Raw genomic sequence first — 15,771 nt, forward strand, 5'->3', positions numbered from 1 at the left:
CAATAAAAAAGGCCGCTGAGTGAGCGGCCTTTTTATTGTGCGCAGAAAGACTGGCTTACTCTTCCATGGCGCCCATGGCGGTGGTGTTGAAGCCGCCGTCGACGTACATGATTTCACCGCTGATGCCCGAGGCCAGGTCGGAGCAGAGGAAGGCGCCGGCATTGCCGACTTCGTCGATGGTGACGTTGCGGCGCAGCGGGGTTTGCTTCTCGTTGGCGGCGAGCATTTTGCGGAAGCTCTTGATGCCGGAGGCCGCCAGGGTGCGGATCGGGCCGGCCGATACGGCGTTGACGCGGGTGCCTTCTGGGCCGAGGCTGCCGGCCAGGTAACGCACGCCAGCTTCCAGGCTGGCTTTGGCCATGCCCATGACGTTGTAGTTAGGCATGGTGCGCTCGGCGCCCAGGTAGGACAGGGTCAGGAGGCTGCCATTGCGGCCTTTCATCATCTCGCGACCAGCTTTGGCCAGGGCGACGAAGCTGTAGGCGCTGATGTCATGGGCGATGCGGAAGCCTTCGCGGGTGGTGACGTCAGTGAAGTCGCCGTCCAGTTGGTCGCCAGGGGCGAAGCCAACGGAGTGCACGATGCAGTCCAGGCCGTCCCATTTTTTGCTCAGGGCGTCGAATACCGCGGCGATTTCTGCGTCATTGGCGACGTCGCATGGGAAGCACAGGTCGGCGCTAGAACCCCAGCCAGCAGCGAATTCTTCCACGCGGCCTTTGAGCTTTTCGTTCTGGTAGGTGAAGGCCAGTTCGGCACCTTCACGGTGCATAGCTGCCGCAATGCCGGAGGCGATGGACAGTTTGCTGGCGACGCCAACGATCAGTACGCGCTTGCCGCTTAGAAAACCCATGGGTGTGATTCCTCTTCCTGTTTACAAGGATTAACGTGCTGGGGCCATAAAGGCCGCTTCCAGCAATTGCTGTGTATAGATGTTCTGTGGCGCGGCAAAGACACGTTCTGCTGGGCCTTGTTCCACAACCTTACCCTGTTTCATCACCATCACCTGGTGGGCGAGGGCTTTTACCACGGCCAAATCGTGGCTGATAAACAGATAGGTCAGGTTGTATTTAGCTTGCAGATCCCGCAGCAGTTCGACCACTTGCCGCTGCACGGTACGGTCCAGCGCCGAGGTGGGTTCATCCAGCAGGATCAGGGCCGGCTTGAGCACTAAGGCGCGGGCGATAGCGATGCGCTGCCGCTGACCACCGGAGAATTCGTGGGGGTAGCGGTGGCGGGTGTCGGGGTCCAGACCTACCTCTTTAAGCGCAGCGATAATGGCCTGCTCACGTTCCTCTAAAGTGCCCATATTGTGCACTTCAAGGCCCTCGCCAATGATCTGGCTCACCGACATCCGTGGGCTGAGGCTGCCGAAGGGGTCTTGGAAGACCACCTGCATTTGCCGCCGCAGCGGGCGAATCTGATCCTGGTTGAGCTTCTCAATCGCTTGGCCTTGCAGATTGATGCCGCCCTGGCTGGCCTGCAAACGCAGGATGGCCAGACCTAAGGTGGACTTACCCGAGCCGCTTTCGCCGACGATGCCCAAAGTCTGACCTTGGGGCAGGCTGAAGTTAATCCCATCCACCGCTTTGATATGGTCGACGGTGCGCCGCAGCAGGCCTTTTTTGATCGGGAACCACACGCGCAGGTCGTCGATGCTCAGCATCGGCTGGCCAGCGGGCAGATCCACCGGCGCGCCACTGGGCTCGGCGCCGAGCAGTTCGCGGGTGTAGGGGTGCTGCGGGTCGTTGAACAGCGTTTCACATTCGGCCTGCTCAACGATGCGCCCTTGCTGCATCACGCACACGCGATGGGCGATGCGCCGCACCAGATTGAGGTCGTGGCTGATCAGCAGGATGGCCATGCCCAGACGTGCCTGCAGTTCTTTGAGCAGTTCAAGGATCTTCAACTGCACGGTGACGTCCAGCGCCGTGGTCGGCTCGTCGGCAATCAGCAGCTCTGGCTCGTTGGCCAGGGCCATGGCGATCATCACGCGCTGGCGTTGGCCGCCAGACAGCTCATGGGGATAGGCCTTGAGGCGCTTATGCGGCTCAGGGATGCCGACCAGCTCCAGCAGCTCCAGAGTGCGCGCTGTGGCGGCTTTGCCGCGCAGGCCCTTGTGCAGGGTCAGCACTTCGTTAATTTGCTTCTCGATGCTGTGCAGCGGGTTGAGCGAGGTCATCGGTTCCTGGAAGACCATGGCAATTCGGTTGCCGCGAATGCCGCGCAGCTTGGTTTCGCTGATATTCAGCAGATCCTGCCCGGCGTAATGGATGCCCCCGCTGGGGTGCCGAGCCATAGGGTAGGGCAGCAGGCGCAGGATGGAGTGAGCGGTGACGGACTTACCCGAGCCGCTCTCACCGACCAGCGCGAGAGTTTCGCCGCGCTGGATGGTGAAGTTGATATCGTGCACCACGGTTTGCTGGCGTTCGCCACTGACAAACTGCACTGCCAGGTCACGCACTTCGAGCAAGGTATTGGCCTGGGTCATGTTATTTCCTCGGGTCAAAGGCATCGCGTGCCGCTTCGCCGATAAACACCAGCAGGCTGAGCATTATGCCAAGCACGGCGAAGGCGCTGATGCCCAGCCAAGGTGCTTGTAAGTTGGATTTACTTTGCGCTACCAGCTCACCTAGCGATGGCGCCCCGGCTGGCAAGCCAAAGCCTAAGAAGTCCAGAGCCGTAAGGGTGCCGATGGCGCCTGTGAGGATAAAGGGCAGGAAGGTCAGGGTGGAGATCATCGCGTTGGGCAGGATATGCCGGAACATGATCGCGCCGTTGCGCATACCCAGGGCCCGGGCAGAACGCACATATTCTAGGTTGCGGCCACGGAGGAACTCGGCGCGCACCACATCGACCAGGCTCATCCAGCTAAACAGCAGCATGATGCCCAGCAGCCACCAGAAGTTGGGCTGGACAAAACTGGCCAAAATAATCAGCAGATACAGCACCGGCAGGCCCGACCAGATCTCCAAAAAGCGTTGTCCGAGCAGGTCGACCCAGCCGCCATAGAAGCCCTGCAAGGCGCCGGCAAACACGCCAATAATCGAGCTGAACAGGGTCAGGGTCAGGGCGAACAGCACGGAGATACGGAAACCGTAAATCACCCGCGCCAGCACATCGCGGCCCTGGTCATCGGTGCCCAGCCAGTTTTCTGCGCTGGGTGGCGCCGGCGCCGGTACTTGCAGGTCGTAATTGATGGTGCCGTAGCTGTAGCGAATCGGCGGCCACAGCATCCAGCCATTTTTCTGGGTGATCAGCTCCTGGATATAGGGGCTTTTGTAGTTGGCTTGCAGCGGAAATTCGCCGCCAAAGGTGGTCTCCGGGTAGCGTTTAAGCACTGGGAAATACAGCTCGCCGTCGTAGCTGACGACCAAGGGCTTGTCGTTGGCGATCAGCTCGGCGCCTAAGGTGAGCACAAACAGCGCAAGGAAGATCCATAGCGACCACCAGCCGCGCTTATGAGCCTTAAAGATTTGCAGGCGACGTTGGTTTATCGGGGACAGCTTCATCTCAATCCTCCCGACTTTCAAAGTCGATCCGTGGGTCGACCAAGGTGTAAGTAATATCGCCGATCAAACGCACCACCAAACCGAGCAGGGTGAAGATAAACAGGGTGCCGAACACCACCGGATAGTCGCGGTTGATGGCCGCTTCAAAGCCCATCAGGCCGAGGCCGTCGAGGGAGAAAATCACCTCGATGAGCAGTGAGCCGGTGAAGAAAATCCCCATAAAGGCCGCAGGGAAGCCGGCGATCACAATCAGCATGGCATTGCGAAACACATGACCATAGAGCACGCGGTTACTGCTCAAGCCTTTGGCCCGGGCGGTGACCACGTATTGCTTGTTGATCTCATCCAGAAAGCTGTTTTTGCTGAGGATGGTGAGCGTGGCGAAGTTACCAATCACCAGCGCGGTGATGGGCAGCGCCAGGTGCCAGAAGTAGTCCAATAGCTTGCCGGTAAAGCTCAGCTCGGCGAAGTTACTGGAGGTCAGGCCGCGTAGCGGGAACCAATCCCAGTAACTGCCGCCAGCGAACAGCACAATCAGCATGATGGCGAACAGAAACGCCGGAATCGCATAGCCGATGATGATGGCGGAACTGGTCCACACATCAAAGGCGCTGCCGTTGCGGGTGGCCTTGGCGATGCCGAGGGGGATCGACACCAAGTACATGATCAGGGTGCTCCACAACCCCAGAGAGATCGAGACCGGCATCTTCTCGATGATCAGATCAATCACGCTGGCGTCACGGAAAAAGCTGCTACCAAAATCCAGCTGCGCATAGCTTTTGATCATCAACCAAAAACGCTCTGGCGCGCTTTTGTCGAAGCCATACATCTTTTCGATTTCGGCGATCAGCTCCGGGTCCAGCCCTTGCGCGCCACGATAGTTGGAGCCCGCCACGCTGACTTCGGCACCGCCACCGGCGACGCGGCTGGTGGCGCCATCAAAGCCTTCGAGCTTGGCGATCATCTGATCCACCGGGCCACCCGGGGCGGCCTGGATGATGATGAAGTTGATCAGCAAGATGCCGAACAGGGTTGGAATAATCAGCAGCAGGCGGCGAAAGATATAGGCCAGCATCTTATTGCTCCGCGCGCGCAGGGGCGCCTGCGTCAGCTGCTGGGCTCTGCGCGCTACTGGCCGGGCGCATCCACCAGGTGTACAGACCCAGGTCATATTTAGGGCTGACGGCCGGGTGCTCGAAGTGATTCCAATAGGCTACGCGCCAGGTCTTGATATGCCAGTTAGGGATCACGTAATGGCCCCACAGCAGCACGCGATCGAGGGCGCGGGCGTGGTCGATCAGGCTTTGGCGCGAGTCGGAGCTGATCAACTGCTCCACCAGGGTATCGATGGCTGGGCTTTTCAAGCCGATCAGGTTGCGGCTGCCGGGGTTGTCGGCGCTTTGGCTCTGCCAGTATTCGCGTTGCTCATTACCGGGGGAGGAGGATTGACCGAAGCCGCCGACCACCATGTCGTAGTCGCGCGAATGCAGACGGTTGATGTACTGCGAAACGTCTACGCGGCGGATCTGCATGTCGATGCCAAGGTCGGCCAGGTTGCGCTTAAACGGCAGCAGCACGCGCTCAAATTCGGTTTGGGCGAGAAGAAATTCAAAACTGACGGGCTTGCCTTGGCTGTCGAGCATCTGGTCGCCCTCGACCTTCCAGCCAGCCTCTTGCAGCAGTTGGTAAGCACGGCGCTGCTGATCGCGGATGATGCCGCTGCCATCGCACACCGGGGCCTGATAAGCCTCGGTAAACACCTGCTCAGGGATTTGTCCGCGCAGCGGCTCAAGGATGGCCAGTTCTGCAGGGGACGGCAGGCCTTTGGCGGCCATTTCAGAGTTTTCGAAGTAGCTGTTGGTGCGGGTATAGGCGCCATTAAACAGTTGGCGGTTGGCCCACTCAAAGTCAAACAGCAAGCTAAAGGCTTCGCGCACGCGCACATCGGCAAACAACGGGCGGCGGGTGTTGAAGATAAAGCCTTGCATGCCCACCGGGTTTTGGTTGAGGATCTCTTCTTTGACCAACTGGCCGTTGGTAACTGCCGGGGTGTTGTAAGCGCTGGCCCAATTCTTCGCGCTCATCTCCTGCCAAAAGTCGAACTGCCCGGCCTTTAGGGCTTCCAGGGCCACGGTGTTATCGCGGTAGTAGTCGAATTGCAGGTTGTCGAAATTGTAGAAGCCGCGGGCCACAGGTAAGTCTTTGGCCCACCAGTCTTTGACTCGCTCATAGCGAATACTGCGTCCGGCCTGCACTTGGCCAATCTTATAAGGGCCGCTGCCCAGTGGCAGTTCTAGGTTGCCTTTTTGAAAGTTGCGCCCCTCCCACCAATGCTTCGGCAGCACCACCAACTGGCCGATAATCATCGGCAGCTCACGATTACCTGCGTGTTTGAAGATAAAGCGCACTTGCCGCGGCCCTTCAACCTCGACCCGATCGACATCGGCGTAGTAGCCGCGGAATAACGGCGCCCCCTGTTTTATCAGGGTTTCGAAGGTGAACTTGACGTCTTCAGCGGTGATCGGCTGGCCGTCATGGAAGCGCGCTTGTGGGCGCAGGTAAAAGCGCACCCAGGAGTTGTCCTCGGCCTTCTCGATTTTTTCCGCGACCAAGCCGTATTCGGTGAAGGGCTCATCCATGCTTTGCACGGTCAGGGTGTCGTAAATCATCTGCAAGCTGTCGGCCGACACGCCCTTGGTGATAAAGGGATTAAGGCTGTCAAAACTGCCAAAGCCGGCTTGGCGCAAGGTGCCGCCTTTGGGCGCGTCAGGGTTGACGTAATCGAAGTGTTGGAAGTCGGCCGGGTATTTAGGCGGCTCGTCATACAGGGTAATGGCGTGTTTAGGGCTGGCCATGGCTAGGCTGGCCACGCTGAGGAGGGCAGCGCTTAACAGGCTGCCGCTGGCGCGGATGAACAGTGCGCGCAGTGCATGGTTCATTGAGCTTTCTCCGGGGATTTCAGCCACCAACTACGCAGCCCTAGGGTGTAAGGCGGAGTGGTGACGAAGGCAAATCGGTTGCGGTAAGCCAATCGGTGGTAATCGATGTACCAGTTGGGAATGCTGTAATGCTGCCACAACAATACCCGGTCAAGGGCACGAGCGGCGGCCACTTGCTCATCTTGGCTAGAAGCTGAGAGCAGTTTCTCAATCATCGCATCGACCACCGGGTGGCTGACGCCTGCGTAATTCTTGCCGCCTTTAACCTGGGCTTGGCTGGAGTGAAAGTACAGCGACTGTTCAAGGCCAGGGCTTAAGGACTGCGGCAAGGTCATGAGGATCATGTCGAAGTCGTATTGGTCCAGGCGCTGCTTGTACTGGGCACGGTCGACCGTGCGCAGCTTGGCTTGGATGCCGATGCTGGCCAGGTTCTCGGTATAGGGCTGGAGGATGCGCTCTAAGTTGGGGTTAACCAAGAGGATTTCAAAACGCAGCGGCTGCTTTGCCGCGTTCACCAAGACGCCCTGCGGGGACGGCTGCCAGCCGGCTTCGGCGAGCAGGCCCAAGGCGCGGCGCAGGGTATCGCGCGGGATGCCATTACCTTGGGTGGTTGGCACCTTAAACGGCTCGTTAAACAGACGCGCCTGCAGTTGTTTGCGATAGGGCGACAGCAGCAACCACTCAGCCCCTTCAGGTTTGCCGGTCGCGGCAAACTCACTGTTGGGGTAGTAACTTTTGGAGCGCACATAGGAGCTGTTGAACAGCGCGCGGTTGGCCCATTCGAAGTCGAACATCAAACCCATGGCCTCGCGCACCTTACGCTGGGCGAACACCTCGCGGCGGGTGTTCATAAACAGGCCTTGGGTTTGCGTGGGGATCTGGTGGGGGATTTGCGCGCGCAGCACCTCGCCACGCTTGAGCGCCGGGAAGTTATAAGCCGTGGCCCAGTTCTTCGCTTGCTGCTCGATATACAGATCGAATTCGCCGGCCTTGAAGGCTTCAAAGGCGACGTTGCTGTCGCGGTAGAACTCGACTTCAACCCGGTCAAAATTATATTTGCCACGGTTTACCGGCAGTTTCTCCCCCCACCAGTCCTTTACCCGCGTAAAGGTCAGGCTGCGCCCTGGATTGACCTCGGAGATCTTATACGGGCCGCTGCCCAGTGGCGGATCGAAGGTGGTGGCTTTGAAATCACGGGTTTTCCAGTAGTGCTGCGGCAGCACGGGCAACTCGCCCAAGCGCAGAATGAGCAGCGGATTACCGGCCCGCTTCAGCACAAAACGAATGCTCAGGCGGTTGAGAATGTCGACCCGCTGCACTTCCTGCAGGCTGGTGCGGTACTGCGGATGGCCTTGCTTGAGGAGCAACTGATAGGAGAACGCCACGTCGTAAGCGGTGATTGACTCGCCATCATGAAAGCGTGCCTCGGGGCGCAGGTTAAACACCACCCAGCTGCGATCATCACTGTATTCCACCGACTCGGCGACCAAACCGTAGCTGGCCGCCGTCTCATCCCCGGAGGGATCGTACTGGCCGGTGCCCACCATCAGCGGCGCGTTCAGCTCATTGACGCCGTACTGCAAAAAGTTCGGCGTGCTGCTCGGGCTGCTGCCTTTAAAGGTGTAGGGGTTAAGGGTGTCGAACGTACCTGAGGCCATCAGGTGCAAGGTGCCGCCCTTGGGTGCGTTGGGGTTGACCCAGGCGAAGTGGGTGAAATTCGGCGGATATTTCAGCGCGGCAAATTGTGCATAGCCATGACTTTTATAGAGGGTGGCCCACGCCAGCGGACTTGCGGCTAAGCAGAGCAAAAGCGAGAGGAGGGGGCGTATCAAAGCAAATTCCGGTCCGTGGCATTGTTAAGGCCTGATGAACCGGCACATTAACAGCTTGCATGCAGCCGCAAAAGAGCGCCGCTGGCAGCGCCTGCAAGGGGTAGCGGCGCTCTGCTGAATGGCTGTGCGGTCTGACCGACCCTAGAGCTGACAGGCATGCCTGCGCCGCGCGGTTTTGACGCAGCGCGGCTTAGTTTTTGAATAAGGTCAGGGTCTGGCCTGGGCTCAGGTCTTTGCCAGCCCGCGGGTTCCAACTTTGCAGGCTTTTCATCGGCACGTTGAAGCGCTTGGCAATCAGGTACAGCGAGTCGCCGCTGCGTACCCGGTAGTACGTGGCGTTCAGCCGTTCTTTCTTGCCGTTGCCGGCGACCTGGATTTTTTGGCTGGCTGGGCGACTAGGGGCGGCCGGGCCTGGAGTCAGTTTCAGCACTTGGCCTGCGCGCAGGCGCTGGCCGGCAAGTTTGTTCCACGTTTGAATCTGTTTAACGGTGACATTGTTCTCATTGGCGATTTGCCACAGGTTGTCGCCGTTTTTCACGGTGTAATTGCGGCTGCTGGCCACCGCCCTGTTGACGCTGCGCTGTTGATACAGCGGCTCGCGCACGGCCACCCCAGGTTGGGTGGGAATGGTCAGTTGCTGGCCCACCCGCAGGTGATTGCTTTGCAGCTTATTGATGTCTTTAAGGGTGCTGACCGTGACTTGGTTACGGTTGGCGATGCTGTTCAGGCTATCGCCGGGGCGCACTTGGTACTGCTGCCAGTCGACCAAGTCTTGCGGCTTCATCAGCGCCAGGTTGGCGGCAAACAGTTCAGCTTTGTCAGCCGGCACCAGCAGATGTTGCGGGCCATCCAGGGTCACGCCTTTTTTATAGGCCGGGTTGAGCAGGTACAGCTCGTCTTTATCCAGTTCAGCCATGGCCGCAACCCGGGCCAGATCCATACGCTGCTTGAACTCAACTTTCTCGAAGTAGGGCTCGTTGGCAATGGGTGCGAGGTTGACGCCATAGGCTTGCGGACTCATCACCACTTGCGACAGGGCCAGCAGGCGCGGCACGTAATTCTGGGTTTCTGCGGGGAGCGGCAGGTTCCAGTAATCAGTCGGCAGGCCGAGCTTTTCGTTGCGCTCAATAGCCCGGCTAACCCGGCCTTCACCGGCGTTATAGGCAGCCAGCGCCAAGAGCCAGTCGCCGTTAAACATTTCCTTGAGCCGCTCGAGGTAGTTCAGGGCGGCATCGGTGGACGCCATCACATCACGGCGACCGTCATAGAAACGGGTTTGGCGCAGATTGAAGTTACGTCCCGTGGCCGGCATAAACTGCCACAGGCCCACGGCGTCGGCGTGGGACAACGCCAAGGGGTTGTAGGCGCTCTCGATCATTGGCAGGAGCGCCAACTCGGTGGGCATATTGCGCTGCTCTAAACGCTCGACAATAAAGTGGATGTAAGGGCTGCTGCTTTGCCCGGCGTTCTCCACAAAAGACGGGTTGCTGACGAACCACAGGCGCTGCTGCTCAATCCGTGGATTGAGGGAGATGTGGTCTTGCAACTGGTAGCCGCTGCGCAGGCGCTCCCAAATGTCCTTGGGCGCTTGGTTGGCGGTCTTGGTTTTAGGGTCAAGCCATTGTGTCGGGGTTTCCAGTCCCACCACGATGTCGGTGGCACTGCCGTCGTCTGATGGCACAGGGCTGGTGCTGGAGCAGCCGGCCAGAATCACGCACAAAGTGACCGCAAGCAACTTGGCGTTTTGCGCCAATGCCTTGGGATTCAAGGGTTTGTGCTGATCTGACGACATTAAATGGGCTAATTTTGGCGGCAAAAAGTTCGGGCGATTCTAGGAATCAGCCCGTACAGGGTCAAGTTATAACCCGCTTTGCCGGGGCCCAAGGCGTTTCAGAATTTATCCTTCCAGGCGCGCAATGCGGCGAAAACCTCTACCGCAGAGCGCTCGCCACCGCCATCACGCTGGGCGATGGCGGCCACCACGCTGGGCTGCTCGCTACGCAGAAATGGGTTGGTGGCCAGCTCCAGGGCAATGTTTGATGGCAAACTGATCTTGCCCTCGCTGCGCCATTGGCTGACTTCATCGAAGCGCCTGATAAGTGCCGAGTTGTCTGGTTCCACAGCCATGGCAAAGCGCAGGTTGCTCAAGGTGTATTCGTGGGTGCAGTACACCAGCGTCTGCTGCGGCAGGGCGGCGAAGCGGCTTAGGGACTCGTGCATCTGTGCTGGCGTGCCTTCAAACAGGCGACCACAGCCACCGGCGAACAAGGTGTCGCCACAGAACAGCCACTGCTGTTCGGGCTGGATATAGGCGATATGGCCCAAGGTATGGCCGGGCACGGCATAGATCGTGAAATTCAGCCCGAGCACTGCGATCAGATCGCCGTCGTCCAGCGCCACGTCGCGGCCGGGGATCTTCTCATGGGCCGGGCCGAACACTTGGGCGCCGCTGGCGGCCTTGAGCTGTTCAACGCCGCCGACGTGATCGTGGTGGTGGTGGGTGATCAGAATATGGCTCAGCTGCCAGCCAGGGTGAGCCTCAAGCCAGGCCAGTACGGGGGCGGCATCACCGGGGTCAACCACTGCACAGCGTTGCTGCTGTTGGTCTTGCAGGAGCCAGATATAGTTGTCGTTAAAGGCAGGTAAGGCGTCGATTTTAATCATCATCAGGTGCCAAGCAGGTCGCAAAGGTGCATCTTAGGCTGCAATGACCGTACTGGCTACGCAGGTGAGTCGCGATGGAAAAGTCCGCTAAGTCACTTAACCTCCCCATCCAAGGCCCACCCTTGGCGTTGGCTGACAGTGCCTGGCTGGCGCTGATAGATGAAGCGCGGCGCTGGTTCGCTGGGCCTTTAGGGCAATTGCTGCTGAGCCAACAGAAGCAGATGTTGGAGGAGGAGTTGGCGCGCCTGTTCGGCGGCTATTTATTGCATTACGGCCCGGCCGCCGAGCGTATGCCCGAAGTGCCACATATCCAGCGCAGTGTGCGGGTTGGCGCGCCGTTTAACGGCGTGGACATCATCTGCGATGAGCAGCACTGGCCCTTTAGCGAGCACGCCGCCGATGTGGTGGTGGTGCAGCACGGTCTGGACTTCAGCCTGTCGCCCCACGGCCTGCTGCGTGAAGCTGCGCGCTCGGTGCGCCCGGGTGGCCATCTGCTGGTGTTGGGGATCAACCCCGTCAGCGCTTGGGGGGCACGCCATCTGCTCAGTCGCGATGCCTTGCACAAGGCCCAGTGCATCGCACCCAACCGAGTTGCCGACTGGCTGAGCCTGCTGGGCTTCGCGCTGGAGAAACGCCGCTTCGGGTGTTATCGTCCGCCGCTTTGTTCGCCGGCCTGGCAGGCGCGTTTAAGCTCGCTGGAGCGTTTAGGGGGTGACTGGCAAGTGCCCGGCGGCGGCTTTTATCTGTTGCTGGCGCGTAAGCTGGTGATGGGCATGCGCCCTGTGCGCCAACGCAACCGCCAGAGCGTCGGCCAACTGATACCCATGCCGGTGGCGAAAGTCAGTCGCCGGCAGCCCTCTGAAATACCTCCCAGCTAAGCCTGCGTGCTGCTGGGTGAGTCAAACCTTTAAGTGTGAGATAGCCGATAGATGAGTGATGTGGTCGAGATCTATACCGATGGCGCCTGCAAAGGAAACCCCGGCGTTGGTGGTTGGGGAGCACTGCTGATCTTTAAAGGGGTGGAAAAAGAACTCTGGGGCGGTGAGGCCGAGACCACCAATAACCGCATGGAAATGACCGCTGCCATTCGTGCTTTGGCTGAGCTGAAACGCCGCTGCGACGTGCGCCTGATCACCGACTCCCAGTATGTGATGCAGGGTATCAACGACTGGATGCCAAACTGGAAAAAGCGCGGTTGGAAAACCGCCGCCAAACAGCCGGTGAAAAACGCCGACCTGTGGCAGCAGTTGGATGAGCAGGTCAACCGCCACAACATCACTTGGCAATGGGTTCGCGGCCACACCGGCCACCCGGGTAACGAGCGCGCCGATATGCTGGCCAATCGTGGGGTTGATGACGTGCGAATGGGCAAGCTTGGTTAACGTGCGAGTGGCTGACACTCCGGCGCCTGCGGTCGCTGGGGCAGGGCGGCCATGGTAAGCTGGCCAGCGTTTTTACAGGTGAATAGCAGATGACGAGCAACACTCAAGCCACCAACAGATTCGTCGTACTGGATACCGAAACCACCGGTATGCCAGTGGCTGATGGGCATCGGATTATCGAGATCGGTTGTGTCGAGCTGATCGGCCGGCGTCTGACCGGACGTCACTTCCACGTGTACCTGCAGCCGGATCGTGAGATCGACGAAGGCGCCATCGCGGTGCACGGTATCACCAACGAGTTCGTACAAGACAAGCCCCGTTTTAAAGAAGTCGCCGATGAGTTCTTTGAGTTCATCAAAGGCGCGCAGCTGATCATCCATAACGCCGCGTTCGACGTTGGCTTTATCAATAACGAGTTCGCCCTGATCAAGCAGGACGAGCGCGCCGATATCAGCGAGCACTGCGGCATCCTCGACACCCTGTTGATGGCCCGTGAGCGCCATCCGGGGCAGCGCAATAACCTCGACGCCCTGTGCAAACGCTATGGCGTCGATAACTCCGGGCGTGAGCTGCACGGCGCCTTGCTCGACGCCGAGATTCTGGCTGACGTCTACCTCGCCATGACGGGTGGGCAGACCAATCTGTCCCTCGCCGGTGAAGGTGCCGACGACAATGGCAGTGGGCGCCAGCAAGCCAGCCCGATTCGCCGTTTAGACAGCAATCGCGGGGCTGGGCGGGTGATCGCCGCCAGCGCTGAAGAGTTAGCGGCTCATCAGGCGCGCCTGGCCATTATTGAAAAGTCCGCCGGCGCCCCCGCGCTGTGGGTGCAGATGGAGCAGGCGCCGGCTGAGGCCTGATCGCGTCCTGAGTTATTTGCGCGCGACCTTTTATTACAGCGCGACGTATTGGGGCTTCCCCCTGTGGGAGGGAGCCTCTACCCTGAACCGATAGGCAGGCCAACCTGCCATCGCTTGGGACGTCACAATGTATAAAGATCTTAAGTTCCCCGTTTTAATCGTCCATCGCGACATCAAGGCCGACACCGTGGCGGGTGATCGGGTGCGCAGCATTGCCCAAGAGCTCGAGCAAGATGGCTTCACCATTCTGTCCAGTGCCAGCTCGGCCGAAGGGCGCATCGTGGCCTCTACTCACCATGGCTTAGCCTGCGTACTGGTGGCTGCCGAGGGCGCCGGCGACAATCAGAATCTGCTGCAAGATATGGTCGAGCTGATCCGCATCGCAAGGCGGCGGGCGCCACAGTTGCCGATTTTCGCCTTGGGCGAGCAAGTCACCATCGAGAATGCGCCGGCCGAGGCCATGGCTGACTTGAACCAACTGCGCGGCATTCTTTATCTGTATGAAGACACCGTGCCGTTTCTCGCTCGCCAAGTGGCGCGGGCGGCGCGCAATTATCTCGATGGTCTGCTGCCACCGTTCTTCAAGGCGCTGGTGCAGCACACCTCGCAGTCCAACTATTCCTGGCACACACCGGGCCATGGCGGTGGCGTGGCTTACCGCAAGAGTCCGGTGGGGCAGGCGTTTCACCAGTTCTTCGGGGAGAACACCCTGCGTTCGGACTTATCCGTCTCGGTGCCGGAACTCGGTTCGCTGCTCGATCACACCGGCCCCTTGGCCGAGGCCGAAGCCCGCGCTGCGCGCAACTTTGGCGCGGACCACACGTTCTTCGTGATCAACGGCACCTCGACGGCCAACAAGATCGTGTGGCACAGCATGGTCGGTCGCGATGATCTGGTGCTGGTGGACCGCAACTGCCACAAGTCGATCCTGCATTCGATCATCATGACCGGCGCGATCCCGTTGTACCTGTGTCCGGAGCGTAACGAGCTGGGCATTATCGGGCCGATCCCACTGGCGGAGTTCAGCCGCGAGTCGATCCAGGCCAAGATCGACGCCAGCCCCTTGGCCCGTGGACGTAAGCCGAACAGCAGCGGGGCGCTGGTCAAACTGGTGGTGGTGACTAACTCCACCTACGACGGCCTGTGTTACAACGCCGAGCTGATCAAGCAGACCTTAGGCAACAGCGTTGAGGTGCTGCACTTCGATGAAGCCTGGTACGCCTACGCCGCTTTCCACGACTTCTACGCCGGTCGCTATGGCATGGGCACCAGCCGCAGTGAGGCGGCGCCCTTGGTGTTTACCACCCACTCCACGCACAAGCTGCTCGCCGCGTTTAGCCAGGCCTCAATGATTCACGTGCAGGACGGCGGCGTGCGCCAGTTGGACCGTGACCGCTTCAATGAAGCGTTCATGATGCACATCTCGACCTCACCGCAGTACGGCATCATCGCCTCGCTGGATGTGGCATCGGCGATGATGGAAGGCCCGGCCGGGCGCTCGCTGATTCAGGAAACCTTCGATGAAGCGCTGAGCTTCCGCCGTGCTCTGGCCAACTTGCAGCGTAACTTCAGCGTCGATGATTGGTGGTTCAGCATTTGGCAGCCGGAGCTGGCCGAGGGCGCCGAGGCGGTGCAGACCGAAGACTGGTTGCTGCAACCGCAAGCCGCGTGGCATGGCTTTGGTGAGGTGGCGGCCGACTACGTGCTGCTTGACCCGATCAAGGTCACCTTGGTGATGCCGGGCCTGACTGCCGATGGCCATCTGGCACCGGCAGGGATTCCCGCCGCGGTGGTCAGCAAGTTCCTCTGGGAGCGGGGGCTGGTGGTGGAGAAGACCGGCCTGTACTCCTTCCTCGTGTTGTTCTCCATGGGCATCACCAAGGGCAAGTGGAGCACTCTGATTACTGAGCTGTTGGAGTTCAAGCGCAGCTACGACGCCAACCTGCCGCTCAGCGATGTGCTGCCTTCGCTGTTGGCCGAGGGCCGCGAGTTCTATCAGGGCATGGGCCTGCGCGATCTGTGTGATGCCTTGCATGGTTGCTACCGCGACAACGCCACGGCCAAGGCGCTCAAGCATATGTACACCGAGCTGCCAGAGGTGGCGATCAAACCCGCCGATGCCTACAACCAACTGGTGCGCGGCGAAGTCGAGGCGGTGCCGATCGAGCAACTGTCGGGACGCATTGCGGCAGTGATGTTGGTGCCGTATCCACCGGGTATTCCGCTGATCATGCCGGGCGAGCGCTTTACCGAGCAGACTCGCTCGATCATCGATTATCTGGTGTTTGCGCGCACCTTCGATCACAGCTTCCCCGGCTTTGACGCCGACGTGCACGGCTTGCAGCGCGAGAACGGGGTGTACACCGTCGACTGCATCAAGGTCTAAGGACTGGCAATCGATGGTGGCTTTTGGCTGCTATCGGTTGCTAATTAGATCAAGTGTTTAGCAACACAAGTAAATCCTGTACTTAACTTCGATGGCGTGCCCTGAGTCACAGTGAGCAGGTTCGACATTTGCCTGCTGATTGTTATAGTTGGGCAGATTTACTGACCGGGAAATTTCCGGGTATTACTGTTCCAACTAAGGA

The 15,771-nt window shown here is 59.6% G+C and carries 12 protein-coding genes; 4 read left to right on the top strand and 8 right to left on the bottom strand.

What is annotated here, in order from left to right; all coding sequences use genetic code 11:
- Nucleotides 1-55: 55 nt before the first annotated feature.
- The 8 genes from fabI to gloB all read right to left on the bottom strand — a co-directional run bounded on the left by fabI (nt 56) and on the right by gloB (nt 10,944).
- Complete coding sequence (gene fabI / locus NTD81_RS09980) at nt 56-850, bottom strand: enoyl-ACP reductase FabI (protein WP_262182095.1); 795 nt, start codon at nt 848-850, stop codon at nt 56-58.
- A 30-nt stretch (nt 851-880) separates the two neighbouring features.
- Nucleotides 881-2,488, bottom strand: a complete 1,608-nt coding sequence (locus NTD81_RS09985) for an ABC transporter ATP-binding protein (RefSeq protein WP_262182096.1) — start codon at nt 2,486-2,488, stop codon at nt 881-883.
- 1 nt (nt 2,489) lies between these two features.
- On the bottom strand, nt 2,490-3,509 hold the full coding sequence (locus NTD81_RS09990) for an ABC transporter permease (protein WP_262182097.1): 1,020 nt from the start codon (nt 3,507-3,509) through the stop codon (nt 2,490-2,492).
- A gap of 1 nt (nt 3,510) precedes the next feature.
- A complete protein-coding gene (locus tag NTD81_RS09995) occupies nt 3,511-4,584 on the bottom strand; it encodes a microcin C ABC transporter permease YejB (protein ID WP_262182098.1) in 1,074 nt (357 codons plus the stop codon).
- Nucleotide 4,585: 1 nt separating this feature from the next.
- On the bottom strand, nt 4,586-6,448 hold the full coding sequence (locus NTD81_RS10000; RefSeq protein WP_262182099.1) for an extracellular solute-binding protein: 1,863 nt from the start codon (nt 6,446-6,448) through the stop codon (nt 4,586-4,588).
- On the bottom strand, nt 6,445-8,277 hold the full coding sequence (locus NTD81_RS10005) for an extracellular solute-binding protein (RefSeq protein WP_262182150.1): 1,833 nt from the start codon (nt 8,275-8,277) through the stop codon (nt 6,445-6,447). The genes NTD81_RS10000 and NTD81_RS10005 overlap by 4 nt, the downstream gene beginning before the upstream one ends.
- A 193-nt stretch (nt 8,278-8,470) precedes the next feature.
- Entirely contained in the window at nt 8,471-10,072 is a 1,602-nt protein-coding gene (locus NTD81_RS10010) for a LysM peptidoglycan-binding domain-containing protein (RefSeq protein ID WP_262182101.1), read from the bottom strand.
- Between the two features lie 98 nt (nt 10,073-10,170).
- The gene (gene gloB, locus NTD81_RS10015; RefSeq protein ID WP_262182153.1) at nt 10,171-10,944 is read right to left on the bottom strand and encodes a hydroxyacylglutathione hydrolase; all 774 of its coding nucleotides are present in this window, start codon (nt 10,942-10,944) and stop codon (nt 10,171-10,173) included.
- Nucleotides 10,945-11,018: 74 nt separating this feature from the next.
- On the opposite strand from gloB, the gene NTD81_RS10020 reads away from it, so the two are divergent.
- From NTD81_RS10020 to NTD81_RS10035, 4 genes are all read left to right on the top strand, one after another.
- Entirely contained in the window at nt 11,019-11,822 is an 804-nt protein-coding gene (locus NTD81_RS10020; protein ID WP_262182102.1) for a class I SAM-dependent methyltransferase, read from the top strand.
- Nucleotides 11,823-11,873: 51 nt separating this feature from the next.
- Nucleotides 11,874-12,326 (top strand): ribonuclease HI, encoded by a 453-nt coding sequence (rnhA, locus tag NTD81_RS10025; RefSeq protein ID WP_262182104.1) that lies wholly within the window; start codon nt 11,874-11,876, stop codon nt 12,324-12,326.
- Between the two features lie 89 nt (nt 12,327-12,415).
- Nucleotides 12,416-13,183 (top strand): DNA polymerase III subunit epsilon, encoded by a 768-nt coding sequence (dnaQ, locus tag NTD81_RS10030; RefSeq protein ID WP_262182105.1) that lies wholly within the window; start codon nt 12,416-12,418, stop codon nt 13,181-13,183.
- Between the two features lie 127 nt (nt 13,184-13,310).
- Complete coding sequence (locus NTD81_RS10035) at nt 13,311-15,569, top strand: Orn/Lys/Arg decarboxylase N-terminal domain-containing protein (protein ID WP_262182106.1); 2,259 nt, start codon at nt 13,311-13,313, stop codon at nt 15,567-15,569.
- The last annotated feature ends 202 nt before the right edge of the window (nt 15,570-15,771 follow it).

This window comes from Pseudomonas sp. 5P_3.1_Bac2 (assembly GCF_025465995.1).
Taxonomy (GTDB): domain Bacteria; phylum Pseudomonadota; class Gammaproteobacteria; order Pseudomonadales; family Pseudomonadaceae; genus Aquipseudomonas.

Excerpts from the sequence above, each read along its gene's own strand:
- NTD81_RS10020 (WP_262182102.1), top strand. The coding sequence starts at position 11,019 with ATGGAAAAGTCCGCTAAGTCACTTAACCTCCCCATCCAAGGCCCACCC.
- NTD81_RS10000 (WP_262182099.1), bottom strand. The coding sequence starts at position 6,448 with ATGAACCATGCACTGCGCGCACTGTTCATCCGCGCCAGCGGCAGCCTG.
- dnaQ (WP_262182105.1), top strand. The coding sequence starts at position 12,416 with ATGACGAGCAACACTCAAGCCACCAACAGATTCGTCGTACTGGATACC.
- rnhA (WP_262182104.1), top strand. The coding sequence starts at position 11,874 with ATGAGTGATGTGGTCGAGATCTATACCGATGGCGCCTGCAAAGGAAAC.
- NTD81_RS10035 (WP_262182106.1), top strand. The coding sequence starts at position 13,311 with ATGTATAAAGATCTTAAGTTCCCCGTTTTAATCGTCCATCGCGACATC.
- NTD81_RS09995 (WP_262182098.1), bottom strand. The coding sequence starts at position 4,584 with ATGCTGGCCTATATCTTTCGCCGCCTGCTGCTGATTATTCCAACCCTG.
- fabI (WP_262182095.1), bottom strand. The coding sequence starts at position 850 with ATGGGTTTTCTAAGCGGCAAGCGCGTACTGATCGTTGGCGTCGCCAGC.
- NTD81_RS09990 (WP_262182097.1), bottom strand. The coding sequence starts at position 3,509 with ATGAAGCTGTCCCCGATAAACCAACGTCGCCTGCAAATCTTTAAGGCT.
- gloB (WP_262182153.1), bottom strand. The coding sequence starts at position 10,944 with ATGATTAAAATCGACGCCTTACCTGCCTTTAACGACAACTATATCTGG.
- NTD81_RS10010 (WP_262182101.1), bottom strand. The coding sequence starts at position 10,072 with ATGTCGTCAGATCAGCACAAACCCTTGAATCCCAAGGCATTGGCGCAA.
- NTD81_RS09985 (WP_262182096.1), bottom strand. The coding sequence starts at position 2,488 with ATGACCCAGGCCAATACCTTGCTCGAAGTGCGTGACCTGGCAGTGCAG.